The sequence below is a fragment of the Marinobacter sp. THAF197a genome (assembly GCF_009363275.1).
GTDB lineage: Bacteria > Pseudomonadota > Gammaproteobacteria > Pseudomonadales > Oleiphilaceae > Marinobacter.
The window spans coordinates 178711-199549 of the sequence record NZ_CP045324.1 but is presented as its reverse complement, the minus strand read 5'-3'; the positions used below and the strand labels follow the sequence as shown (position 1 = coordinate 199549).

The window sequence follows — 20839 nt, the reverse complement described above, 5'->3', positions numbered from 1 at the left end:
GATCAATCCTCTGCTTTACCCATAAAAAAGCCCGCCATCCGGGGTCTGTTTCCAGAGCCGGGGCGGGCTTCTTTGCCAAAATTGTCTGTTTTATGGAAAGCAATAACGGGGCCAGAGATTGCCAAACCAGCATTTACCAGGCCGGCCATGTGGCAACACCCGGGCTATGGCCTTGTTCAGCAGGTCATCAGCTCCGGCAAGGCCGGGATATCCCCTGACTTTAGGTTTCACATTGGTGCGAAATCGCTCAGGTTGCACCAAAAACAGACCAGGCTTTACTGTCGTTTCCCTCGCCAAACACGGAGATGGACATCAAACCTTTGAAAACTATGAATATTAAAAAATGGCACGGCTTATGCTGAGGTAACAGCGAACCATCAAGACATCACATCTCTCGTTCTAAGGCATTGGCGCCTGCTCTCCGGAAACGGAGGGTGGGCGTTTTTTTTGCGCGCCAGAAAAGAGAGACACAGAGAGGTAACAGCATGAACACACGCCGTCATCAACTCAGAGGCTTGCTCACAGCCGCGCTGATCGGGCTGAGCACACTGGCCCAGGCGAGCATCGGGCCAGCCGAGAAACCAGACCTGAAGCTGGGCTTCATCAAACTCACCGATATGGCGCCCCTGGCGGTTGCCTGGGAGCAAGGCTACTTCCTGGACGAAGGCCTGTTCGTGGAACTGGAGGCGCAGGCCAACTGGAAAGTGCTGCTGGACCGGGTGATCACCGGCGAGCTGGACGGTGCCCACATGCTAGCCGGCCAGCCTCTGGGCGCGTCCATTGGCTATGGCACTCAGGCCAACATCATTACCGCCTTCAGCATGGACCTCAACGGCAACGCGATTACCGTGTCCAACGCGGTGTGGGACACCATGAAGCCCCACCTGGAAATGGATGGCGACAAACCCGCCCACCCGATCTCCGCGAGCGCACTGAAACCGGCGGTGGAGCAATCCCTGAGCAAAGGCGAGCGGTTCCGGATGGGCATGGTGTTCCCGGTGTCCACCCATAACTACGAACTCCGCTACTGGCTGGCGGCCGGTGGCCTGAATCCCGGCTTCTACGCCCCACAACGGGGTGATACCAGTGGCACCTTGCAGGCCGATGTTCATCTGTCCGTTACCCCGCCGCCGCAAATGCCGGCGACCATGGAAGCCGGCACCATTCAGGGCTACTGCGTGGGCGAACCCTGGAACCAGCAGGCGGTATTCAAGGGCATCGGAGTGCCGGTCATCACTGATTATGAGATCTGGCCAAACAACCCTGAGAAAGTCTTTGGCGTGACCGAGACCTGGGCAGAAAAGCATCCCAATACCCACCTGCGGTTGTTGCGGGCACTGATCCGCGCGGCTTACTGGCTGGATGAAAACGACAACGCAAATCGCCAGGAAGCGGTAGAGCTCCTTTCCCGCTCCAGCTACGTGGGTGCAGACAAAGACGTGATCGCCAACTCTATGACCGGCACATTCGAATACGAGAAAGGGGATGTGCGAGAGGTTCCGGACTTCAACGTGTTCTTCCGCTATCACGCCACCTACCCCTATCCCTCTGATGCCATCTGGTACCTGACCCAGATGCGCCGGTGGGGACAGATTCCGGACGCCAAGCCGGATGACTGGTACATGCAGACCGCAGCCAGGGTATACCGGGGCGATCTTTATGCTCAGGCCGCACAGTCACTGATCGATGATGGCGTGATGAATGCCAGTGACTTCCCGGACTTTGAGGCCGAGAACTTTGAACGCCCCTACCAGGGCGAGCTGATTGACGGTGTGCCTTTCACACCTCGCGAACCGAACGCTTACATAGACCGCTTTGATATCGGGCTGAAAGGCACCGAGACACCGTAAGGGGGCACAACATGAGCACATTAAGCATAAGGATTGGTCAGTCGATGGCCACCAGGAGCCGCAACCTGCTCGCCCGGCTGAGCCCGAATGAATTGTTGGCGGCCGGCAAACAGACTTTGCTGCCCTTGATCGGAATTCTGGTGTTTCTGGGATTCTGGCATCTGGCAGCGCCTCAGGTGCAGACGTCCCTTGGCGCCTTTCCGGGGCCGGCTCAGGTCTGGGAGCAGGCGGGGCAACTCTGGCAAGAGCACGCCAACCAGCGGGAACGCGCCAGCCAGTTCATCGCCATGCAGGAGCAGCGTAATGCCAGGATTCTGGCTGACAACCCGGAGGCGGAGGTGCGGATCCGGTCTTATCCCGGCGCACCCACTTTTATCGATCAGATCGGTACCAGCCTGGTCACGGTGTTGTCTGGATTTGCCCTGGCCACGCTGATTGCGGTGCCCCTGGGAATTGTGTTCGGTCTTAACCGGTATTTTCAGGCGGCGGTCAATCCGCTGATCCAGATCTTCAAGCCGGTGTCGCCCCTGGCCTGGCTGCCACTGGTGACCATGGTGGTGTCTGCCACGTACGTGAGTGATGACCCGATGTTCCAGAAGTCGTTTCTGACGTCGATGATCACGGTCACCCTATGCAGTTTGTGGCCGACGCTGATCAATACCAGCGTTGGGGTGGCGGCGGTGAATCCGGACCTGCTGAATGTGTCGAAGGTGCTGAAGCTGTCGTTCTGGACCCACGTTCGCAAGGTGGTGCTGCCGTCATCGGTACCGATGATTTTTACCGGGTTGAGGGTGTCTTTGGGTATTGCCTGGATGGTGCTGATTGCGGCGGAGATGCTGGCGCAGAGTCCTGGGCTTGGGAAGTTTGTGTGGGATGAGTTTCAGAATGGCAGCAGTCAGTCGTTGAGCCGGATCATGGTGGCGGTGCTGGCCATCGGGTTTATCGGGTTTTTGCTGGATCGGGTGATGCTGTTGATTCAGAAGAAGGTGGCCTGGAATGAGTAGCCAACACTCACCCATTGCCGCGTTTAACCCTGAAATCTCTGACGGCGGAGCATGCCGCTCCGGGAGGGTAGTGCCTCCCGGGACACGCGGTGAATACGTCCCTGTACGCTCCGCAAAAACATCCATGTTTTTGAGGGTCCCGGGAGGCACTACCCACCCGGCGCTCGTCTGACCTGTTTAGGGGATTTTGTTATGGCTAAATCACATTTAGAGTTAACTGGCGTTGAAATGGCGTTTGATACACCGAAAGGGCCGTTCGTTGCCCTGGACAACGTGAACCTGAAGATCCAGAAGGGGGAGTTTGTTTCGCTGATCGGCCACTCGGGCTGTGGTAAATCGACGGTGCTCAACATTGTCGCCGGCTTGTTGCAGGCCTCCAAGGGTGGCTGTGTGTTGAACGGTCACGAGGTGAACTCACCAGGGCCGGAGCGGGCGGTGGTGTTTCAGAATCACGCGCTGATGCCCTGGCTGACGGTGTATGAGAATGTGGAGCTGGCTGTTCGGCAGGTGTTTCGCAAGTCGATGAACCGTAAGGAGCGCCGGGACTGGATTACCCACAACCTGGAGCTGGTGAATATGGCCCATGCCGCCAATAAGCGGCCGGGGGAGATTTCCGGGGGTATGGCACAGCGGGTGGGGATTGCCCGGGCGTTGGCGATGAAACCGAGCGTGCTGCTGATGGATGAGCCGTTCGGGGCCCTGGATGCGCTGACTCGGGCACATCTGCAGGATTCGCTGATGGAGATTCAGCAGGAGCTGAACAATACGGTGATCATGATCACCCACGATGTGGACGAGGCGGTGCTGTTGTCGGACCGCATCATCATGATGACCAACGGGCCGGCGGCGACGGTGGGGGAAGATCTGCATATTGATTTGCCTCGGCCGCGTAATCGGGTGGCGTTGGCGGATGATGCCAAGTACGTGCATTACCGGCAGGAGGTGCTGTCGTTCCTGTACGAGAAGCAGCGCAAGCTGGAAACGCTGAGTAGTCGGCGAGGCGCCAGTTCAGCAAAGCGGGAGTCGGAGGGTGAGAAGCAGACTGCAACAGCCTGAGTCGGTACCGGGGCGGCGGTAGAACGCCCGCCCCGGTGCACCTTGGCGTTCAGCCCAGCACGCCGGCCATGGAGACCAGGGCTCTAGCCACGTCAGGCAGGCGTTTGCCCTGATCCATCGCCAGCTTTCGCAGCAATCTATGGGCTTCGTCGTTGCTGATGTCACGATGCTCCATCAAGAGCAACACCGCCTTTTCCTGGGTGCGTCGGTCCTCCAGAGCTTCTTTTGCACTTTGCAGCTCTTCAGACATCTGGCGCAGGCGGCGGGTTTGCTCCTGAACCAGATCAAAGATGGACCTGCCTGACTGTTGCCCGACACCGTCACCGGCCCAGGCATCTGCCGTACTCGCATCTACACCATTATCGCAGACCACCAATACCGGCATTGTCGAGGCGTTCCGCTGTTCCAGCGAGGCTAACAGGGTTTCCTGATGGGCCAGGGAGTGGCGCGCCTCGGTGTAGCGTTCCACGCAACGGTGGTGGAAGGCGTTCTCTACGGAGTCTTCGATTTTCTTGAGGTCATCCATGCGATCGGTCATCAGGTTAAACCAGCGGTCGGCCATTTCCCTGTCCAGGGACTTATAGGGTCCCACCGACACCGCCTTCTGGCGCATCCGTTCTATTTCCAGTTCCCGCGGGTGAGACCGCAGGGTTTGCCAGAGGGCCAGGCTATCGTCGTTGGCAAAGGCGACAAATACCTCGAAACACCGTTCCTGCGCTTCAACCAGGTGCATCATGCGCCGTGACAGTGCGTTTTCGAAATGGCCACTGGAGAATCCCGCTGAGCCTGCCGCCCGCTCCTGGCCACAGTATTCCTTGCCATTCATCACATGCACCATGGCCACCAACAGGCCGGCGATGGAGGGTTCAGCGACGGTTTCGGCGGCTTCAAAAACCACCGTAATCAGCTGATGGATGGCGTCGCAGAACCAGTCCGTGGCATCCGCCACGCTGGCTTCCTGCCCGACCACTTTCTGCCTGAACTCGGCCAGCTGATCGAGGCTATGAAGGGCGCTGGCAATATGCCCCAACAGCGGGCTGCTGACCGGATGGGTCGTCAGGTCTTCCTGTATGTCAGTCAGCGCCTTACGGAAGATTGCGGCCAGTTGGTCGTTCTCTTTCAGGATGACCGAACGCTCCCGGGCGAAACGCTGGCAACCGGACCCCAGATACAGATTGGTAGCCCCCCGCTCCCGTTGCAGTCCGTGCACCAGGTTACCCACGCTCTGCACCAGCCGGCCCATCTGCAGAAAGTACTCCAGATTGCGGATTTCGCACTGCCGGGAGGCCATCAGAAAGTCTGCGGCTGTCGCGGTCGCGGTCGTGTTGGGCTGGCGTTTGCTGTTCATGGTGCAACTCCTGGTATCGGTACACAGCGGGTTCCTGTCTGCCTGGACTGCAGCAATTAACAGGCCAGAACCACCGGCATCATCTTCGTGCGCTTCGCCCCATCCCGGGGCATCTTTTTTGGCCGGCACAGGTGAAATCCAGCAGCGATATCATCTAAGCAACTGAATTAAATGGAGTTAAAAAGTTGGCATGGAGATCGCTAAGTACCAACCAAGGACGACTGTCCCGGCCATGGAATCAGGCCGGACCATCAGATCATTGTTGTTGGCATTGGTGCCGGACCATCTGTTCTCTTCGGAGAGCATGATGCTCCGGCTTTTTTCGTTTGGTTTTCGGCTATTCGTTGAGTAAGGGAGCGCACCTATGGAACACACACAGACCCCTGCGCTGGTGATCTGCGGGCACGGCATGGTTGCGCAGCGATTGCTGGAGCAACTGGTGGCCACAGGGCACCCGTTCAGCCGCATTGTGGTGTTCAACGGCGAGCCCTTCGCTGCCTATAACCGAATCCAGCTGTCGTCCTTGCTGGCGAATCAGGTCCGGGAGTCGGAGCTGGAACTGAAACCCCGGTCCTGGTTCCGCCAGCACAAAATCGAGGTCTATAACCGTGAGCCGGTCACGGCCATCGAACCGCATCAGCGCCGGGTAACGACCGCAAGCGGGCGCACGCTGGCTTACCACACCCTTGTGTTGGCCACTGGCGCCAGCCCTTCACGTCTTGGCCTGCCCGGCGAGGATCTGGATGGCGTGATGACCTTCCGGGATCTGACCGATACCCGCACCCTGATTCACCAGGCGCAGACACATCGCCGTGCGGTCGTCATCGGCGGCGGTTTTCTTGGCCTGGAAGCGGCCGAGGGGCTCAGGGCCCGGGGTATGGACGTCACAATTCTGCATCGCAGCGGGCACCTTCTGAACCGCCAGCTCAATCCAGCCGCCGGCGAATTACTGAAGCACCAGTTACAGCAACGGGGCCTCACCGTTCTGACCGGTACAGAACCTGCGGCGCTGCTGGGCAAACACCAGGTCCAGGCGGTACAACTGAGCGACGGCACCGTGCTCGCTACTGACCTGGTGGTACTGGCAACCGGTATTCATCCGAACAAAGCACTGGCAGAAGCAGCCGGCCTGGACTGCGACCGGGGTGTACAAGTGGATTCGCAGATGACCACTTCCAATCCTCATATCCACGCCCTCGGGGAATGCTGCCAGTTTCAGGAACATACGTTTGGCCTGGTGGAGCCCGGCTACGAGCAGGCGGCCGTGTTGGCCCGGCATCTCTGCCAGGTGTCCGGAAGCCCGAGTTTCACGCCAGGAGAAATCGCCACCCGCCTGAAAATCAGTGACCTCCCCATTTTTTCCTGCGGGCCGATCACTCCGGGCCCGCACACCGAAACCATTGAGTGGCAGGACTACGCCCAAGCGGTCTACGGCCAACTGCTGGTGGAACACAACCGCCTGACCGGCGCCATTTTGCTCGGCGACACCAGCAGTGGCCCCTGGTACAGCGAGTTGATTCGTTCAGGCACGGATATATCCCGCTACCGGGACACCATCGCTTTCGGCAAACCCTATTGCGACGCAGCGGCCTGATCCGCTGCTATGAGAGAGGACAAGACTATGAGCAAACAGACCCTGATCGTGATCGGCAACGGCATGGTTGGCCATCACTTCCTGGAACAGTTCAGCCAGTCTCCGGCCGCTGACGCCTATAACATCGTGGTTTTCGGCGAAGAAAAGCAACTGGCCTACGACCGGGTGCACCTGTCGGAGTACTTCAGCGGCTCAAGCCATGCAGATCTGGCAATGGGCACCGCGGACTGGTACGCCGACCAGGGCATTGATCTGCACCTGAATGAGCCGGTGACCGGCATAGATCGGGACGCCCGGATGATCACCACACCCAAGGGCGAGTACCCCTACGATCAGCTGGTGCTGGCCACCGGCTCTTACCCGTTTGTCCCGCCCATTGACGGTAACGATCAGGAAGGCTGCTTTGTGTACCGTACCCTGGATGACCTGGACGCCATTCAGGCCAGCGCCCAGAAGGCGAAGACCGGCGTGGTGGTCGGCGGCGGCCTGCTGGGGCTGGAAGCAGCAAACGCGCTGAAAAGCCTTGGTTTACAGGCCCACGTGGTGGAGTTTGCCCCGCGCCTGATGCCGGTTCAGCTGGACGATCAGGGTGGCGCCCTGTTACGCCAGAAAATTGAAGACCTTGGTGTGCAGGTTCACACCGAGAAAGCCACCACCGCCATCGTGCCGGGCAGCAGCGCGCGGCTACGGATGAATTTCTCGGATGAGAGCCATCTGGAAACCGACCTGATTGTGTTTTCCGCCGGCATCCGCCCCCAGGACGCCCTGGCCCGGGCCTGCGGCCTGGAAGTGGGCGAACGCGGCGGGATTGTGATCAACAACCAGTGCACCACGTCCGATCCGCACATCCACGCCATCGGTGAATGCGCGCTCTGGAACAACTTTGTCTTCGGCCTGGTGGCGCCCGGTTACACCATGGCCCGCACGCTGTCAGCGGCGCTGAACAACGATGCCAGTGCGGCCTTCACCGGCGCCGACATGAGCACCAAACTCAAGCTACTGGGGGTGGATGTGGGCTCCATCGGCGACGCCCATGCCAAGACTCCCGGCGCCCGCAACATCCGCTATAACGATGAGCAGGCCGGCCACTACCGGCGCATGGTGGTGAGCCAGGACGGCAAGACCCTGCTGGGCGCCATTCTGGTGGGCGACAACGGCCCCTACGACACCCTGCTGCAGTACGCTCTCAACGGCATTGAGCTGCCGGCGAACCCGGAAGCACTGATTCTGCCGGAAAGCGAAGGCGGTGCCCCGGCCCTGGGCGCCGATGCCCTGCCGGAGACCGCCTCCATCTGTTCCTGCCACAACGTCACCAAGGGCGACATCTGCTGCGCGATTGACGCCGGCTGCACGGATCTGGGCGGCGTCAAGGCCGAAACCAAGGCCAGCAGTGGTTGTGGTGGCTGTGCCGCTTTGCTCAAAAAGGTGGTGGACAGCGAGCTGGAGAAACGCGGCGTGGAGGTATGCACGGACTTGTGCGAACACTTCCCCTACACCCGCCAGGAGCTGTTCCATCTGGTCAAGGTGAACGGCATCCGCACCTTCAGGGGCCTGCTCAAGCAATACGGCAAGGGCCAGGGCTGCGATATCTGCAAGCCGACGGTGGGTTCGATTCTGGCCACCTGCTGGAACGAGCACATTCTGGCCACGGACCACGTACCGCTGCAGGACACCAACGACACCTTCATGGCCAACATGCAGAAGAACGGCACTTACTCGATTGTGCCGCGCATCCCCGGTGGCGAGATCACGCCGGACAAGCTGATTGTACTGGGCGAGGTGGCGAAGGAGTACGACCTGTACACCAAGATCACCGGTGGCCAGCGGGTGGATCTGTTTGGTGCCACTTTAAGCCAGCTGCCTGAAATATGGGAAAAACTCATCGCCGCCGGGTTTGAAACCGGTCACGCCTACGGCAAGTCCCTGCGCACGGTGAAATCATGCGTGGGCAGCACCTGGTGCCGTTATGGTGTGCAGGACAGTGTGGGCATGGCGATTACCCTGGAGAATCGTTACAAGGGCCTGCGGGCGCCTCACAAGGTGAAGATGGCGGTGTCTGGCTGCACCCGGGAATGCGCCGAGGCCCAGAGCAAAGACTTCGGGGTGATTGCCACGGAGAAGGGCTGGAACCTGTACGTGTGCGGCAATGGCGGTATGCGACCGCGACACGCAGATCTGTTTGCCACGGATCTGTCGGATGAGGAGCTGATTCGCACGATTGACCGGGTGGTGATGTTCTATGTGCGCACGGCGGACCGGCTGCAGCGGACATCGGTCTGGATGGAAAACCTGGAAGGCGGTCTTGAGTATCTGAAGCAGGTGGTGCTGGAGGACAGCCTGGGTATTGGCGAGGAGCTGGAGCAGCACATGGCGGATCTTGTCGGCACCTATCAGTGTGAGTGGAAGACCGCCGTTGAGGATCCGGAGAAGCGTAAGCGGTTCCGGGAGTTTGTGAATGCTCCGGAGCAGAAGGATCCGGTGCAGCGTTGGACTTCGGAGCGGGGGCAGCGTCGGCCTGAATTGGAGGTGGTTTCTTCGTAGCCTTCTGTTTGGGGGGCGGAGCGCGGGGGCCGGATTCATTTTCTTCTGGAAAAAACAACTCGCTTTGCTCAAACATCTTTTTTCCTGCCAGAAAATGAATCCGGCCCCCACGCTCGCAAACATTAGTGGGATAGGAAACTGACATACATTTGGATTTTGGAGACTTTGCTATGAAAGCTCGGACTTGTTGGGAAGCGGTTTGTACGGTGGACGATCTGGTGGCTGACTCCGGCATTGCGGTGTGGACCGAAGATGGCCCTATCGCCGTGTTCTACCTGCCACACCGGTTGCCGGCGTTGTTTGCCATCAGCCATACCGATCCGTTCAGTGGCTCGAACGTGCTGGCCCGGGGGATTACCGGGGATATCAACGGGGAGCCGGTGGTGGCGTCGCCGTTGTATAAGCAGCATTTCAGTTTGCGTACCGGACAGTGTCTGGAGGATGACGGTGTGCAGGTGAAAACGTATCCGGCGCTGTTGGATGGCAACCGGATTCGTCTTGAGGTGCCGGTGGCTCAGGCGGCGTCGGTGGCCGCCTGAGGTTCGCTCAGGTCAGTTAATGAACTCGACGTTTTCTTCCAGCGGCGCCCTCGGGCTGGTGATCTGGTTCACCGGGCTGTCGGGGTTGGCGTAGCCGATGGCCATGCCGGTGAAGACTTTGCGGTGTTCGGGCAAGCCCAGGAATTCGCTGATGGTTTTCGGGTACACCGACCAGGATTCCTGGGCGCAGCTGTCGAGGCCTTCGGCGCGCAGCAGGAGCATGATGGTTTGCAGGATCATGCCCAGGTCGGACCACTGGGGCGGGCCCATGTTGTCGTCGACGGTGCAGAACAGGCCCACGGGGGCGCCGAAGAATTCGAAGTTGCGTTTGAACCATTCAAAGCGTGCAACTTTGTCTTCCCTGGGGATGTCGAGCTGTCGGTACATGAGCTCGCCGATTTCGAAGCGGCGGTCGCGGTAGGGTGACTGCAGTTTTGGCGGGTAGATTTCGTATTCCGGCACTTCGTTGAAGCCCTTGCTGACTTTCTCCTGCATCAGTGCTTTCAGCCGGGCCAGGGCGTCGCCGGTCACTACGTGCAGGTGCCAGGGTTGCAGGTTGCCGCCGGAAGGCGCCCGGGTGGCGGTTTCGATCACTTTGCGAAGGGTGGCCTCGGAGACCGGGGTGTCCAGGAAATCCCGAACGGACTTACGGGACTGGACAGCTTGTTGTACATCCATTGAAGACAGCTCCCAAAAACGTCGTTGTTGTTTGAACAGGCTCAGACTGTAGCCCAGTATGGAGGCCGTTTCAGAGCTTGACCACCCTCACTGGCGGGTTTAGTCTCCGGCAACATTACAAGACCAATCGAGGGTGTTCGGGTCATGGAAGATCACAGTCAGTTTCGCCTGCTGTCAGAGCGACGGTTCCTGCCGTTTTTTGTGACCCAGTTTGCCGGGGCATTCAACGACAACCTGTTCAAGAACGCCTTGCTGTTGCTGGTCACTTACACTGCCGGGGGCCTGTTCGGTTTGTCGGCGGATGTGGTGGTCAACCTCGCCGCGATGCTGTTTATCCTGCCGTTCTTTCTGTTCTCCGCCATTGCCGGCCAGGTGGCGGACCGGTTCGAGAAGTCTGCCGTAATCCGCTGGATCAAGTTTGCCGAGGTGGTGATCATGGGCGTCGCCGCCGTCGGGCTCTGGTTCGGCTGGTACGAGATGTTATTCCTGCTGTTGTTCCTCACCGGGGTGCAATCGGCCTTTTTCGGGCCGGTAAAATACGCCATTCTGCCCCAGGCCCTGAAGGATTCGGAGCTGGTGGGTGGCAACGCGCTGGTGGAGATGGGCACCTTCGTGGCCATTCTGGTGGGCACTCTGATGGCCGGCGTGATGATGAAGGCTCCGGTGCCGGGCCCGGTGATTGCGGTGGCCGTTGCGTTGCTTGCCGTCGCAGGCCTGATCGCCGCGCTGCGCATTCCCAAGGCAGAGGCGGCCGCGCCGGATCTGAGGATTCATTTCCGCCCACTCCGGGAAACCTGGAAGCTGATGGCCATCGCCCGGGAAAACCACAATGTGTTCCTGAGCATTCTGGCCATCTCCTGGTTCTGGTTTCTCGGCGCCGCCTACCTGACCCAGTTCCCCAACTTTGCCAAAACCCACCTGATGGGCGACGAAACCGTGGTCACCATCCTGCTGGCGATTTTCACCATTGGCATTGCCGCCGGCTCCATTGCCTGTGAGCGGCTGTCCGGCCACAAGATTGAGCTGGGCATTGTGCCCATCGGCTCCCTCGGGCTCAGTTTCTTCGGCATTGACCTGTACTTCAACATGCCCGAGCAGCCCATACCCTCCGACTGGTGGATGATCATCACCGACCCCCACTATCGCCAGGTGGCCATCGACTTGCTGGCCATCGGCATCTTTGGCGGGCTGTTTATCGTGCCGCTGTATGCCTATGTTCAGCGAGAAGCCTCGCCAGACACCCGGGCGCGGGTGATCGCCGCCCTCAACATTTTTAACGCCCTGTTCATGGTGATCAGTGCCCTGCTGGCCATGCTGATGCTGGGTGTGATCGGGCTGAGCATTCCCGAGTTTTTCCTGGTGCTGTCGATCATGAACCTGATCGTGGCGGGCTTTGTTTACCAACAGGTGCCGGATTTTGCCCTGCGCTTTGTGATCTGGGTACTGTCCCACACCGTTTACCGGGTCAGCCATCATCACCTGGACCGGATCCCCGAAGAAGGGCCAGCGCTGTTGGTCTGTAACCACGTGTCCTACATGGACGCCCTGGTGATTGCCGGTGCCGTGCGCAGGCCGGTGCGCTTTGTGATGGACCACAACATCTTTTCCACCCCCATCATGGGCAGTTTCTTCCGGCTGGCCAAGACCATCCCGATCGGTCCCAAATCCAAGGTCCCGGAGATCTACGAAGCGGCCTTTGACCGCATTGATGAGGAACTGGCCGCGGGCCATCTGGTGTGCATCTTCCCGGAAGGCAAGCTGACCAAGGACGGCGAAGTGGATACCTTCAAATCCGGCGTGGATATGATTCTGCAGCGCCGGCCGGTCACCGTCGTACCGATGGCCCTGAGAGGCCTATGGGGCAGTTTCTTCAGCCACTACGGTGGCCCGGCGTTCAGCCACCTGCCGAAGCGTTTCTGGTCCCGCATTCACCTTCTGGCCGATGATCCGGTCGCCCCGGAGCAGGCCGCCGCACCGTTGCTGGAGGAAAAAGTCAAAGCCTTGCGGGGTGACCATCGCTAATACCACCTACCGCGTAGTCGCCGGGCTAACACAGCGTAGGGTTAATAAAGTCAATCAAGCCCGGGCCGACTTGCGCTAGTATCGGCCCATAGATCAATAACAAGGATTGCGCTGTGAAACCTCTGAGCCCCACCGACCAACTGTTTCTCTGGCTGGAAAAGCGCCAGCAACCCATGCACGTGGGTGGTCTCCAGCTGTTTTCCTTCCCGGAAGGCGCGCCGGATGATTACGTGGCCCAACTCGCAGATCAGTTGAGAACCCAGCACCGCGTGACCAGGCCCTTCGATCAACGGCTGAGTTACAAACTGGGGCAACCGATGTGGGTGGAGGATGAGCATCTCGACCTGGAGCATCACTTCCGCTTTGAAGCGCTGCCCACCCCCGGCCGTATCCGGGAGCTGTTGTCGTTTGTCTCCGCTGAGCATTCCCACCTGATGGATCGGGAACGGCCGATGTGGGAGGTACATCTGATTGAGGGCCTGAAAGACCGGCAATTCGCGATCTACACCAAGATTCACCACTCCCTGGTGGATGGTGTGTCCGCCATGCGCATGGCCACCCGGATGCTGAGTGAAGATCCCTCCGAAATGGGCCTGCCGCCGATCTGGGCCTTACCCCCCAGGCAAAGGGCCGAGCGGGACGAAAACAGCCCATCCCTGTGGCGCAGCGTTGCGCATTTGCTGGGCAGTTCCGGAAAACAGCTGGGCACCATTCCTACGGTGGCGAAGGAATTGCTGAAAACGGTCAACCAGGCCCGTAAAGACCCCGCCTACGATTCCATTTTCCATGCGCCCCGCAGCGTGTTGAATCAGAAGATCACCGGTTCACGGCGCTTCGCCGCGCAATCCTACTGCCTGACCCGGATCAAGGCGGTGTGCGAGGCCTCCGGCACCACGGTGAATGATGTGGTCACGGCCATGTGTGCCTCGGCCCTGCGTACCTATCTGATGAACCAGGATGCCTTGCCGGCAAAACCGTTGATCGCCTTTGTGCCCGTCTCCCTGCACCGGGACGACAGCTCCGACGGCAATCAGGTGGGTGTCATCCTCGCTAACCTGCACACGGACGAGAACGATGCCGGTCAACGATTGCTGAAAATCCATCACGGCATGCAGGAAGCCAAAGACCGCTACCGCCATATGTCGTCTGAAGAAATCATCAACTACACCGCCCTGACCCTGGCGCCCGCCGCCTTCCATCTGCTGACGGGGATGGCGCCCAACTGGCAGACGTTTAATGTGGTGATTTCCAACGTGCCCGGGCCATCCTCCCCCCGTTACTGGAATGGCGCCAAGCTGGAGGGCATGTACCCGGTGTCCATCGCCATGGACCGCCTGGCCCTGAACATGACCCTGACCAGCTACAACGGCCAGGTAGAGTTCGGCCTGATTGGCTGCCGAAGAACCCTGCCCAGCCTGCAGCGGATGCTGGATTACCTGGAAGACGGCTTGGTAGAGCTGGAAGCGGCCGCGGGCCTGTAATCAGCCCATCTGGTCGGCGTGATTGCGTTCTGAGATCTGGCTGTTCAGAGTCCAGAAATCGTACAGCACACCAATCAGGAACAGGCCGCCGGTCAGCAGGTAGATGATGCCGGTGATCCACTTACCCATGTACATGCGGTGTACGCCGAACACGCCCAGGAAGGTGAGCAGTATCCAGCTGATGTTGTAGCTGATATTGCCTTCCTGGAAGCGCTTGTCGGCCTGGCGGTCCATGCTGGGGATCAGGAACAGGTCGATGATCCAGCCAATGAGGAACAGCCCGAAGGTGAAGAACCAGATGGTACCTGTGATGGGTTTACCGTAGTAAAAGCGGTGGGAGCCAAGGAATCCGAAGATCCAGAGCAGGTAGCCTATGATTTTGCTGTGGGTGTCTGGTTGTCCGTTCATCTTGGTTCCTTCTTTGGGGCTTTAACTCCGGCCCTAGCCTGTGGGTTTTGGGGGCGGGACTGGGGAGGTGGGATTATTTTTCCCTTGGAAAAAACAACTCGCTTCGCTCAGACATCTTTTTTCTGGCGGGAAAAATAATCCCACCTCCCCGTCCGTCACAATATCGGGGCATAGGCGGGGAAAGACAACTGCGAAAACCAATATAGAACACTGAAAAGAACGTTCAAAAACGGCTATCTATCAATAGGTACGCCGTCTAACAGGTCAACAGGGCGCGGGGTGGTCAGAGAATTTTTCCTGTGAAAAAGATGTCTGAGCGAAGCGAGTTGTTTTTCGCAGGAAGAATTCTCTGACCACTCTGCGACCACGCTCCCAAACCAGAGGCGCAACAAATCAGGGCCCCACCTCCGGAGCCGGATCAACCCCACCTTCCCGAAACTCGGACGCCGACTTCCCGGTCCACTTGCGAAATGCCCGGCTGAAGTTGGACAAGTCTGCGTAGCCCAGCTCATAGGCGATCTCGCTGACCGACTGATTGGTATAACGCAACAACTGGATCGCCCGGTCTTTCAGTACCGCCTCAACGATTTCGCGGTAGCTGGTGTCTTTCTCCGCCAGCCGCCGTTTCAGGGTTCGGGATGACACGCAGAAACGCTCCGCCATGGCTTCCAGGGACGGCAGCGGCCCCGGCGTCATGCGCAGCATGTTGCGGATCGCCAGCACGATATCGCCCTGTTCCTTCAACGCTTTCTGCAGCTCAAACTCGCACTGGTCCCGGGCCATGCGGGAGGCTTCGGCGTCGGCCAGGCGCATGCGAACATCGAGAAGCTTGCGGGGAAACACCAGCATTTCCTCTGGCTGGCCGTACTCAAAGCGCACCGGTAACTGGCTGGCAAACCGGGCGTAGTAGGCCGGCTCCGGGCCAGACAGGCGCACCGAGACGCCCGGCAGCTTGCCGTCTTCCAGGGCAAAGCCCCGGCTTTCGGCGTCGGCACGGTCCAGTAGTTGTTCGGTTAACAGGATCAGGGTGGCACTGACGGTTTCGGCCAGAAATCCATACAAGCCCGGCACGTCGAATTCGGTGCACAGCTGCACCAGCACCTGATCACCGGCCAGGGACTGTTTCATGCTCAGGAAGGGGGCCCGCAGTTGCAGGTAGCGGCGAACCGAATCCAGTGCTCCTTCAAAGGTCGGACTGGTCAGGGCAGCAAAACCCAGAGTGCCGTGAATCGTCAGCCGCAGTTCCTTGGCCAGGTGGAAGCTAAGGCCATCCTTTCCGGCCAGCTCCAGGGCGCGCTGGGCCATCAGGATGGCATCGGTTACGAAGATGCGACTGTCGTTGGCCTTGAGGTCGTCGGCCGTGAAATCCAGCCCCTGGTATAGGGCCCGGTCGTTGTGGCCAAGCTGGCGCACCGTTTCACCCAGTACCCGCAGGTAAACGCCGGGTACCAGGAACAGCCCCAGCATTTGTCGTTCTTTGTCTGCACTGGTTGATGCCATGCCATGTCCCTGATTGATATTTGTCGTGTTTCTGACTCTAACAGAAGCCACCGCCACTGGCAGTGGGGCGGCTCGCACCGATTTACCTGTCTCCCGGGCCAATTGTGCGGCGCTTTTTGTCCCAATGTGAACGGTAGCCGTCCCAACCTCGCATTCTGTAACGCCGTTGACTCCTCCACACTGGCCCCATGACATCAGCCAAAGCGTTCAATCGCAGAGGAGTACAGACATGCTGACAACAACTCAAACAGACAAGCAAAACAAGGTTTCCCATACACCGGACAATGTCTCGATCAAGCCGCAGCGCATGGGCTTTGAATTTGGAGAACAGGTACCCCGGTACTGGTTGGATAACAATTACCTGATCAGTCATACCATGAATGCCCTGTCGGTGCTGTTCCCCGAGGGCGAGCAGTTCTTTGTGGATTCTGTAAGGGCGTTCCGGGGCCAGATTCAGGACCCCAAGCTGAAAGAGGAAGTTCGCGGTTTTATTGGCCAGGAAGCCATGCATTCGTTGGAACACATTGCCATGAACCAGCATGTACGTGACCAGGGCATGCCGGTGGAAGAGATGGAGCGGGATCTAAAGATCATCCTGGATGTCGCCCGCAAACTGCCCAAGCGTCACCAGCTGGCCATTACCTGTGCCCTGGAGCACATCACGGCGATGATGGCGGACATGCTGCTGGAGCGGGACGACGTGCGCGAAGACATGCACGAATCCATGCGCCCGCTGTGGGTATGGCACGCCATCGAGGAGACCGAACACAAGGCGGTGGCCTACGATGTCTTCCAGCAGGCTGGCGGCACCTACGCTGAGCGGGCGTTTTATCAGGTATTCAGTACAGTCGCACTGGGCATTGTGGGTACCTGGTACACCGGCCGAATGATCATGCACGATCGCAAGCATTTCTCGTTGAAAGATGCCGCCAAGGGCATGTGGCGTATGTGGGGCAAGGACGGTGCGTTTTCCAGCCTGATTCCGACCTGGCTGGAGTACTTCAAGCCTGGTTTCCACCCCTGGGACAAGGACAACAGTGAGGTGATCGGGCGGTTCAAGGCGGAGATCGAGGGTTATATTGCGCCGCAGTATAAGAATGGCAATCGGCGGACCCTGCAGTAAGGTTTGCCGCTCAGCGTGACTCCGGGGGCTCTGGAGTTGCGCTGAAGGTTCTGGAGTTACGCTGGCGAGCGGGTTGGGAGGGCCTTGTGCTCCGGGCTCTTTTCGGCCCAGAGTGTTACTTTCCTCCTGATGCTATCACTTCTCCCTTTTTCCACAGCCGCCACTCGCCTGGCTGGTAGACATCCCACTGTTCATCACTCGTTAGGGGTTCGGTGACGATCACGCTGACGATGTCGTTGGGGGTGGTTTCGGATTCGAAATCGACGGTCACGTCGGCGTCTTTTAGGCGAGCCGGTCCGAAGGGGGCTCGGCGGGTGATGCTGGCCATTTTGGTGGTGCAGTAGGTGAACAGCCAGTCGCCGTTACTCAGCAGCAGGTTGAATACGCCTTCGCGGGCGTAGGTTTGTGACAGGCGCACCAGTCTCTCGACCACTTCCTCCAGAGGTGCATTGCGGTCACAGTGACTGCGCAGGTGGTTGAGGATGTCGCAGAACAGGGCTTCGCTGTCGGTGTCGCCCACCGGCTCGTAGAACCCCTCTGCGGCCCGAAATTTGGAGAGCTGGCCGTTGTGGGCGAAGACCCAGTAGCGGCCCCAGAGCTCGCGGATGAACGGGTGGGTGTTGGCCAGGCAGATTTCGCCGACGTTGGCCTGGCGGATGTGGCAGATGGCCACTTCGCTTTTGATCGGGTGGGTCTGGACCACTTCGGCCAGGCGGGAGCTGGCGCTGGCGTCGGAATCGTGGAAGCTGCGAACGCCTTTGCCTTCATAGAAGGATACGCCCCAGCCGTCTTTGTGGGGGCCGGTTTCGCCACCACGGCGGGTCAGACCGGTGAAGCTGAAACACAGGTCGGTGGGGGTGTTGGCGCTCATGGCCAGCAGTTCGCACATGGTGAATTCGGTCCTTGGCTGTCGATGCTGTCCGCCCTAGGATACCCGATTCAGACCGTACCTCCAGCCACGGTTTTTTGGCTCCGGTCACTGTGTATTGGTCCCGCAGGGGCCACCCGATTTCGCCCGGCCCGTTTGCCGGTGTATAGGCAGCGGTCGGCGACACAGAACAGGGTTTCGGCGTCCTGACCATGGTCAGGCCACTGGGCAATGCCGAACGACGCCGTCACCCGGATACCGGCCTCGCCGTAGCGTAGCTCCCGGCCGGCAATGCGCTCTCGCAGTTCGTCCATCAGTTCAAAGGCATCCGCGGGTTTTACGTCCCGCAGGATCAAACCGAACTCTTCACCACCGAGCCGGCCCACGGAGTCAGTGGTACGCAGGCGTTCAGCCAGGCACTGGCCGATGTTGCGCAGCACGTGATCACCGGCATCATGGCCCAGTGTGTCGTTCACCAGCTTGAAATGGTCGATGTCCATCACCACCAGCGCAAACCCGCTGCCGTTGCGTTCGCATTCGGCAATGGTGCGGGCCAGGGTGGAATGGAAATTGGCTCGGTTAGCCAGGCCGGTCAGGGCATCGGTCTGGGCCATGTCCACCAGCCGTTGCTCGGCCTCCTCCCGGCGCTCCTCGTACATATGCATGAACACTTGCATAAGCACGCCGCACAACACCATGTTCAGCAGGTCGATCATGCCGTGGGCGGTGCCAACGGTTTCCAGGAAGAAGTAGTAGACAACAAGGCCAACAATCATGAACGGCACGCTCAGGATCATGCCTTCGCATTTACCCAGCAGCAAATAGGCCAGCACCGGCATCATCAACACCCAGACAAACGCCGCGATGGAGGCATCCGGCAACAACATGATGACAATAAAGAATGAGAAGATGGCCACCAGGTAGGCGTAGATCCACTGCTGCAGGTGGGGCGTGGTCTTCAGCCGTTGCGCGCCGAAGAACAAAAGGCCGCTGGCAAGCAGCTCAATGGCAGACACCCAGGGGAATCCGTTGAGAAACTGAAGCACAGCAAACACCACCAGTGCGGAACCGGTGACAAAAAACAGTAATCTTGCAAGTGTACGGCGGTGATTGTCCCGCAAACCGGAGCGGCTGTGTTCCAGGGCCGCGCCCAGATCGGGATGCTTTGGCGTATTCATGCTGACTCTTCCCTGGATCAGCCTCAGAGTATAGCCCTTGTATACTGGTTGTAAAATAAGCAATCGGTATTCAAGGGCCGGGGGTTAGAACCGATCAGACGTACAGGTTCTTTCTGGAGAAACGCTCCACCAATGGCTGATAGGCAGAACCCAACAGGCGGTTGATGGCATCAATACCCCAGGCATCCGGGCCCACCAGGATGCGGGATTCGTTCTTCAGAATGCCTTTGACGATGATTTCGGCCGCCTTGTCCGGGGTGGTCATGGCCAGCTTGTCGAAGCCCTTACGCTGGGCGTCGGCGTTTTCGGACTTGCCCATACGAGCGGCGTTGGCAATGTTGGTACGAATGCCACCCGGGTGCACACAGCTGACATGCACTGGCTGGTTCTCCAGCTTCATTTCCTGGCGCAGGGATTCGGTGAAGCCACGAACGGCAAACTTGGCGGCGTTATAGGCGCTTTGCTTGGGCACACCAATCAGGCCGAATACGCTGGAGATGTTCACCACGTGGCCGTCGCCCGAGGCGATCAGATGAGGCAAAAAGGCCCGTGTGCCGTGGGCAACGCCCCAGAAATCGATGTCCATGACCCACTTGAAGTCGTCGTCAGTCATTTCCCGCACCGTGGCAGACAGCGCCACACCCGCGTTGTTGATCACCAGGTTAACCTGGCCGAAATCGGCCTTCACCTGCTCTGCGTGGGCGTAGATCTCGTCACGGTCAGAGACGTCCAGGCGGTAGGTTTTCACACGGTTCTTGTCGAGGGTGGCGACGGTTTCCGCCAGGCCAGCTTCGTTGACATCCGACAGCGCCAGGCGGCAGCCCCGGGCTGCCAGGGCATGGGCCAGGGCACGGCCAATGCCGGAACCTGCACCGGTTACCACGGCAACTTTGTTTTTCAGATCTTTCATGGCGGGAGCCTCTTGTTGTGGTCTTTCCAATTAAAGCAGCGTCTTGGTACTTCGCCACTTTAGAGAGCCACCCGGGCCAAACCTATGGCAGCGGACTCCGCCTGGTGCCGGCAGCGGGGCCAGTCAACAGGCTATTCCAGCAGGTTATCCAGAGGCTGGTCGTAACCCGGTGCAAAGACCTCCAGAAAGTAGCGCACCTCCGGCAACCCGTCGGCGTCCATCCGGGCGCGGATCTGGGCTTCGGCAGGCACGAATTCCGGGTTGCCGGCGCGGATTTCCGCCCGGCACTTGAGCCAGGCCGAGAGCCGGTCAGCCGCCTTGATCAATTCCTTTTCCTGCTCAGCCAGCCGGGACTCCCGAACATAGGGCGAGAAGTCATCCCGGAGATCGACCGGCAACAAGGCCAGTAACTCCGCTTCTGCCTTGTGTTCGATATCGCCGAAGGCTTCCCGCATCACTTTCGAGTGATACTTCACCGGTGTCGGCATATCGCCGGTGATCACCTCGGTGGCGTCGTGGTAAAGCGCGGCAGCCGCGATGCGGTCCGCGTTGACCTGACCGTCAAAATGCCGGTTGCGGATCAGCGCCAGGGCGTGGGCGATGGTGGCCACTTCCCAGGAATGGGTGGCGACGTTTTCTTCGATGGCATTACGCATCAAGCCCCAGCGCTTGATCCAGCGCAAGCGGGAAACATAGGCAAAGAAGTGGCTGGCAGTGCGCTGTGTCAGACTGGCCATAG

At 59.3% G+C, this 20839-nt stretch carries 18 protein-coding genes; 9 read left to right on the top strand and 9 right to left on the bottom strand.

Features of this window, described 5'->3' with window-relative positions:
• Window positions 1–2: 2 nt before the first annotated feature.
• Complete coding sequence (locus FIV08_RS19665; RefSeq protein WP_172972231.1) at window positions 3–149, bottom strand: hypothetical protein; 147 nt, start codon at window positions 147–149, stop codon at window positions 3–5.
• 336 nt (window positions 150–485) lie between these two features.
• Between FIV08_RS19665 and FIV08_RS00875 the strand changes: the two genes are divergently transcribed.
• From FIV08_RS00875 to FIV08_RS00865, 3 genes are all read left to right on the top strand, one after another.
• Entirely contained in the window at window positions 486–1850 is a 1365-nt protein-coding gene (locus tag FIV08_RS00875) for a CmpA/NrtA family ABC transporter substrate-binding protein (RefSeq protein ID WP_152437043.1), read from the top strand.
• A gap of 11 nt (window positions 1851–1861) precedes the next feature.
• Window positions 1862–2854 (top strand): ABC transporter permease, encoded by a 993-nt coding sequence (locus tag FIV08_RS00870; protein WP_072678790.1) that lies wholly within the window; start codon window positions 1862–1864, stop codon window positions 2852–2854.
• A gap of 192 nt (window positions 2855–3046) precedes the next feature.
• Window positions 3047–3910 carry an ABC transporter ATP-binding protein gene (locus FIV08_RS00865; protein WP_072678791.1) on the top strand — a complete coding sequence of 288 codons (864 nt, stop codon included), beginning with the start codon at window positions 3047–3049 and terminating at the stop codon, window positions 3908–3910.
• Window positions 3911–3959: 49 nt separating this feature from the next.
• Here the strand turns inward: FIV08_RS00865 and FIV08_RS00860 are convergent, their stop codons facing one another.
• Window positions 3960–5258 (bottom strand): nitrate regulatory protein, encoded by a 1299-nt coding sequence (locus tag FIV08_RS00860; RefSeq protein WP_152437042.1) that lies wholly within the window; start codon window positions 5256–5258, stop codon window positions 3960–3962.
• A 364-nt stretch (window positions 5259–5622) separates the two neighbouring features.
• Here FIV08_RS00860 and FIV08_RS00855 point away from each other — a divergent pair, with 364 nt between their 5' ends.
• The 3 genes from FIV08_RS00855 (at window position 5623) to nirD (ending at window position 9932) form a co-directional block, all read left to right on the top strand.
• On the top strand, window positions 5623–6852 hold the full coding sequence (locus FIV08_RS00855) for an NAD(P)/FAD-dependent oxidoreductase (RefSeq protein WP_152437041.1): 1230 nt from the start codon (window positions 5623–5625) through the stop codon (window positions 6850–6852).
• Between the two features lie 27 nt (window positions 6853–6879).
• Window positions 6880–9393: a nitrite reductase large subunit NirB gene (nirB, locus tag FIV08_RS00850; RefSeq protein WP_152437040.1), complete on the top strand. Its 2514-nt coding sequence runs from the start codon at window positions 6880–6882 to the stop codon at window positions 9391–9393.
• A 170-nt stretch (window positions 9394–9563) separates the two neighbouring features.
• Window positions 9564–9932 (top strand): nitrite reductase small subunit NirD, encoded by a 369-nt coding sequence (nirD, locus tag FIV08_RS00845; protein ID WP_152437039.1) that lies wholly within the window; start codon window positions 9564–9566, stop codon window positions 9930–9932.
• A 12-nt stretch (window positions 9933–9944) separates the two neighbouring features.
• On the opposite strand, the gene FIV08_RS00840 is transcribed toward nirD, so the two are convergent.
• On the bottom strand, window positions 9945–10610 hold the full coding sequence (locus tag FIV08_RS00840; protein WP_152437038.1) for a nitroreductase: 666 nt from the start codon (window positions 10608–10610) through the stop codon (window positions 9945–9947).
• Between the two features lie 144 nt (window positions 10611–10754).
• Here FIV08_RS00840 and FIV08_RS00835 point away from each other — a divergent pair, with 144 nt between their 5' ends.
• Together FIV08_RS00835 and FIV08_RS00830 are read left to right on the top strand one after the other, a co-directional pair.
• A complete protein-coding gene (locus FIV08_RS00835; RefSeq protein WP_152437037.1) occupies window positions 10755–12632 on the top strand; it encodes an MFS transporter in 1878 nt (625 codons plus the stop codon).
• Between the two features lie 113 nt (window positions 12633–12745).
• Window positions 12746–14113, top strand: coding sequence for a WS/DGAT/MGAT family O-acyltransferase (locus FIV08_RS00830; protein ID WP_152437036.1), 1368 nt, complete (start codon window positions 12746–12748; stop codon window positions 14111–14113).
• On the opposite strand, the gene FIV08_RS00825 is transcribed toward FIV08_RS00830, so the two are convergent.
• Together FIV08_RS00825 and FIV08_RS00820 are read right to left on the bottom strand one after the other, a co-directional pair.
• Window positions 14114–14521: an NINE protein gene (locus FIV08_RS00825; RefSeq protein WP_152437035.1), complete on the bottom strand. Its 408-nt coding sequence runs from the start codon at window positions 14519–14521 to the stop codon at window positions 14114–14116.
• Between the two features lie 393 nt (window positions 14522–14914).
• A complete protein-coding gene (locus FIV08_RS00820; RefSeq protein WP_072678799.1) occupies window positions 14915–16021 on the bottom strand; it encodes an AraC family transcriptional regulator in 1107 nt (368 codons plus the stop codon).
• Window positions 16022–16250: 229 nt separating this feature from the next.
• Here FIV08_RS00820 and FIV08_RS00815 point away from each other — a divergent pair, with 229 nt between their 5' ends.
• Complete coding sequence (locus tag FIV08_RS00815) at window positions 16251–17144, top strand: metal-dependent hydrolase (protein ID WP_152437034.1); 894 nt, start codon at window positions 16251–16253, stop codon at window positions 17142–17144.
• A 115-nt stretch (window positions 17145–17259) separates the two neighbouring features.
• On the opposite strand, the gene FIV08_RS00810 is transcribed toward FIV08_RS00815, so the two are convergent.
• From FIV08_RS00810 to yfbR, 4 genes are all read right to left on the bottom strand, one after another.
• A complete protein-coding gene (locus FIV08_RS00810; protein WP_152437033.1) occupies window positions 17260–18033 on the bottom strand; it encodes a class II glutamine amidotransferase in 774 nt (257 codons plus the stop codon).
• A gap of 50 nt (window positions 18034–18083) precedes the next feature.
• The gene (locus tag FIV08_RS00805) at window positions 18084–19190 is read right to left on the bottom strand and encodes a GGDEF domain-containing protein (RefSeq protein ID WP_152437032.1); all 1107 of its coding nucleotides are present in this window, start codon (window positions 19188–19190) and stop codon (window positions 18084–18086) included.
• A gap of 94 nt (window positions 19191–19284) precedes the next feature.
• Entirely contained in the window at window positions 19285–20100 is an 816-nt protein-coding gene (locus tag FIV08_RS00800; RefSeq protein WP_058092851.1) for an SDR family NAD(P)-dependent oxidoreductase, read from the bottom strand.
• A gap of 131 nt (window positions 20101–20231) precedes the next feature.
• Entirely contained in the window at window positions 20232–20837 is a 606-nt protein-coding gene (gene yfbR, locus FIV08_RS00795; RefSeq protein ID WP_152437031.1) for a 5'-deoxynucleotidase, read from the bottom strand.
• Between the last annotated feature and the right edge of the window lie 2 nt (window positions 20838–20839).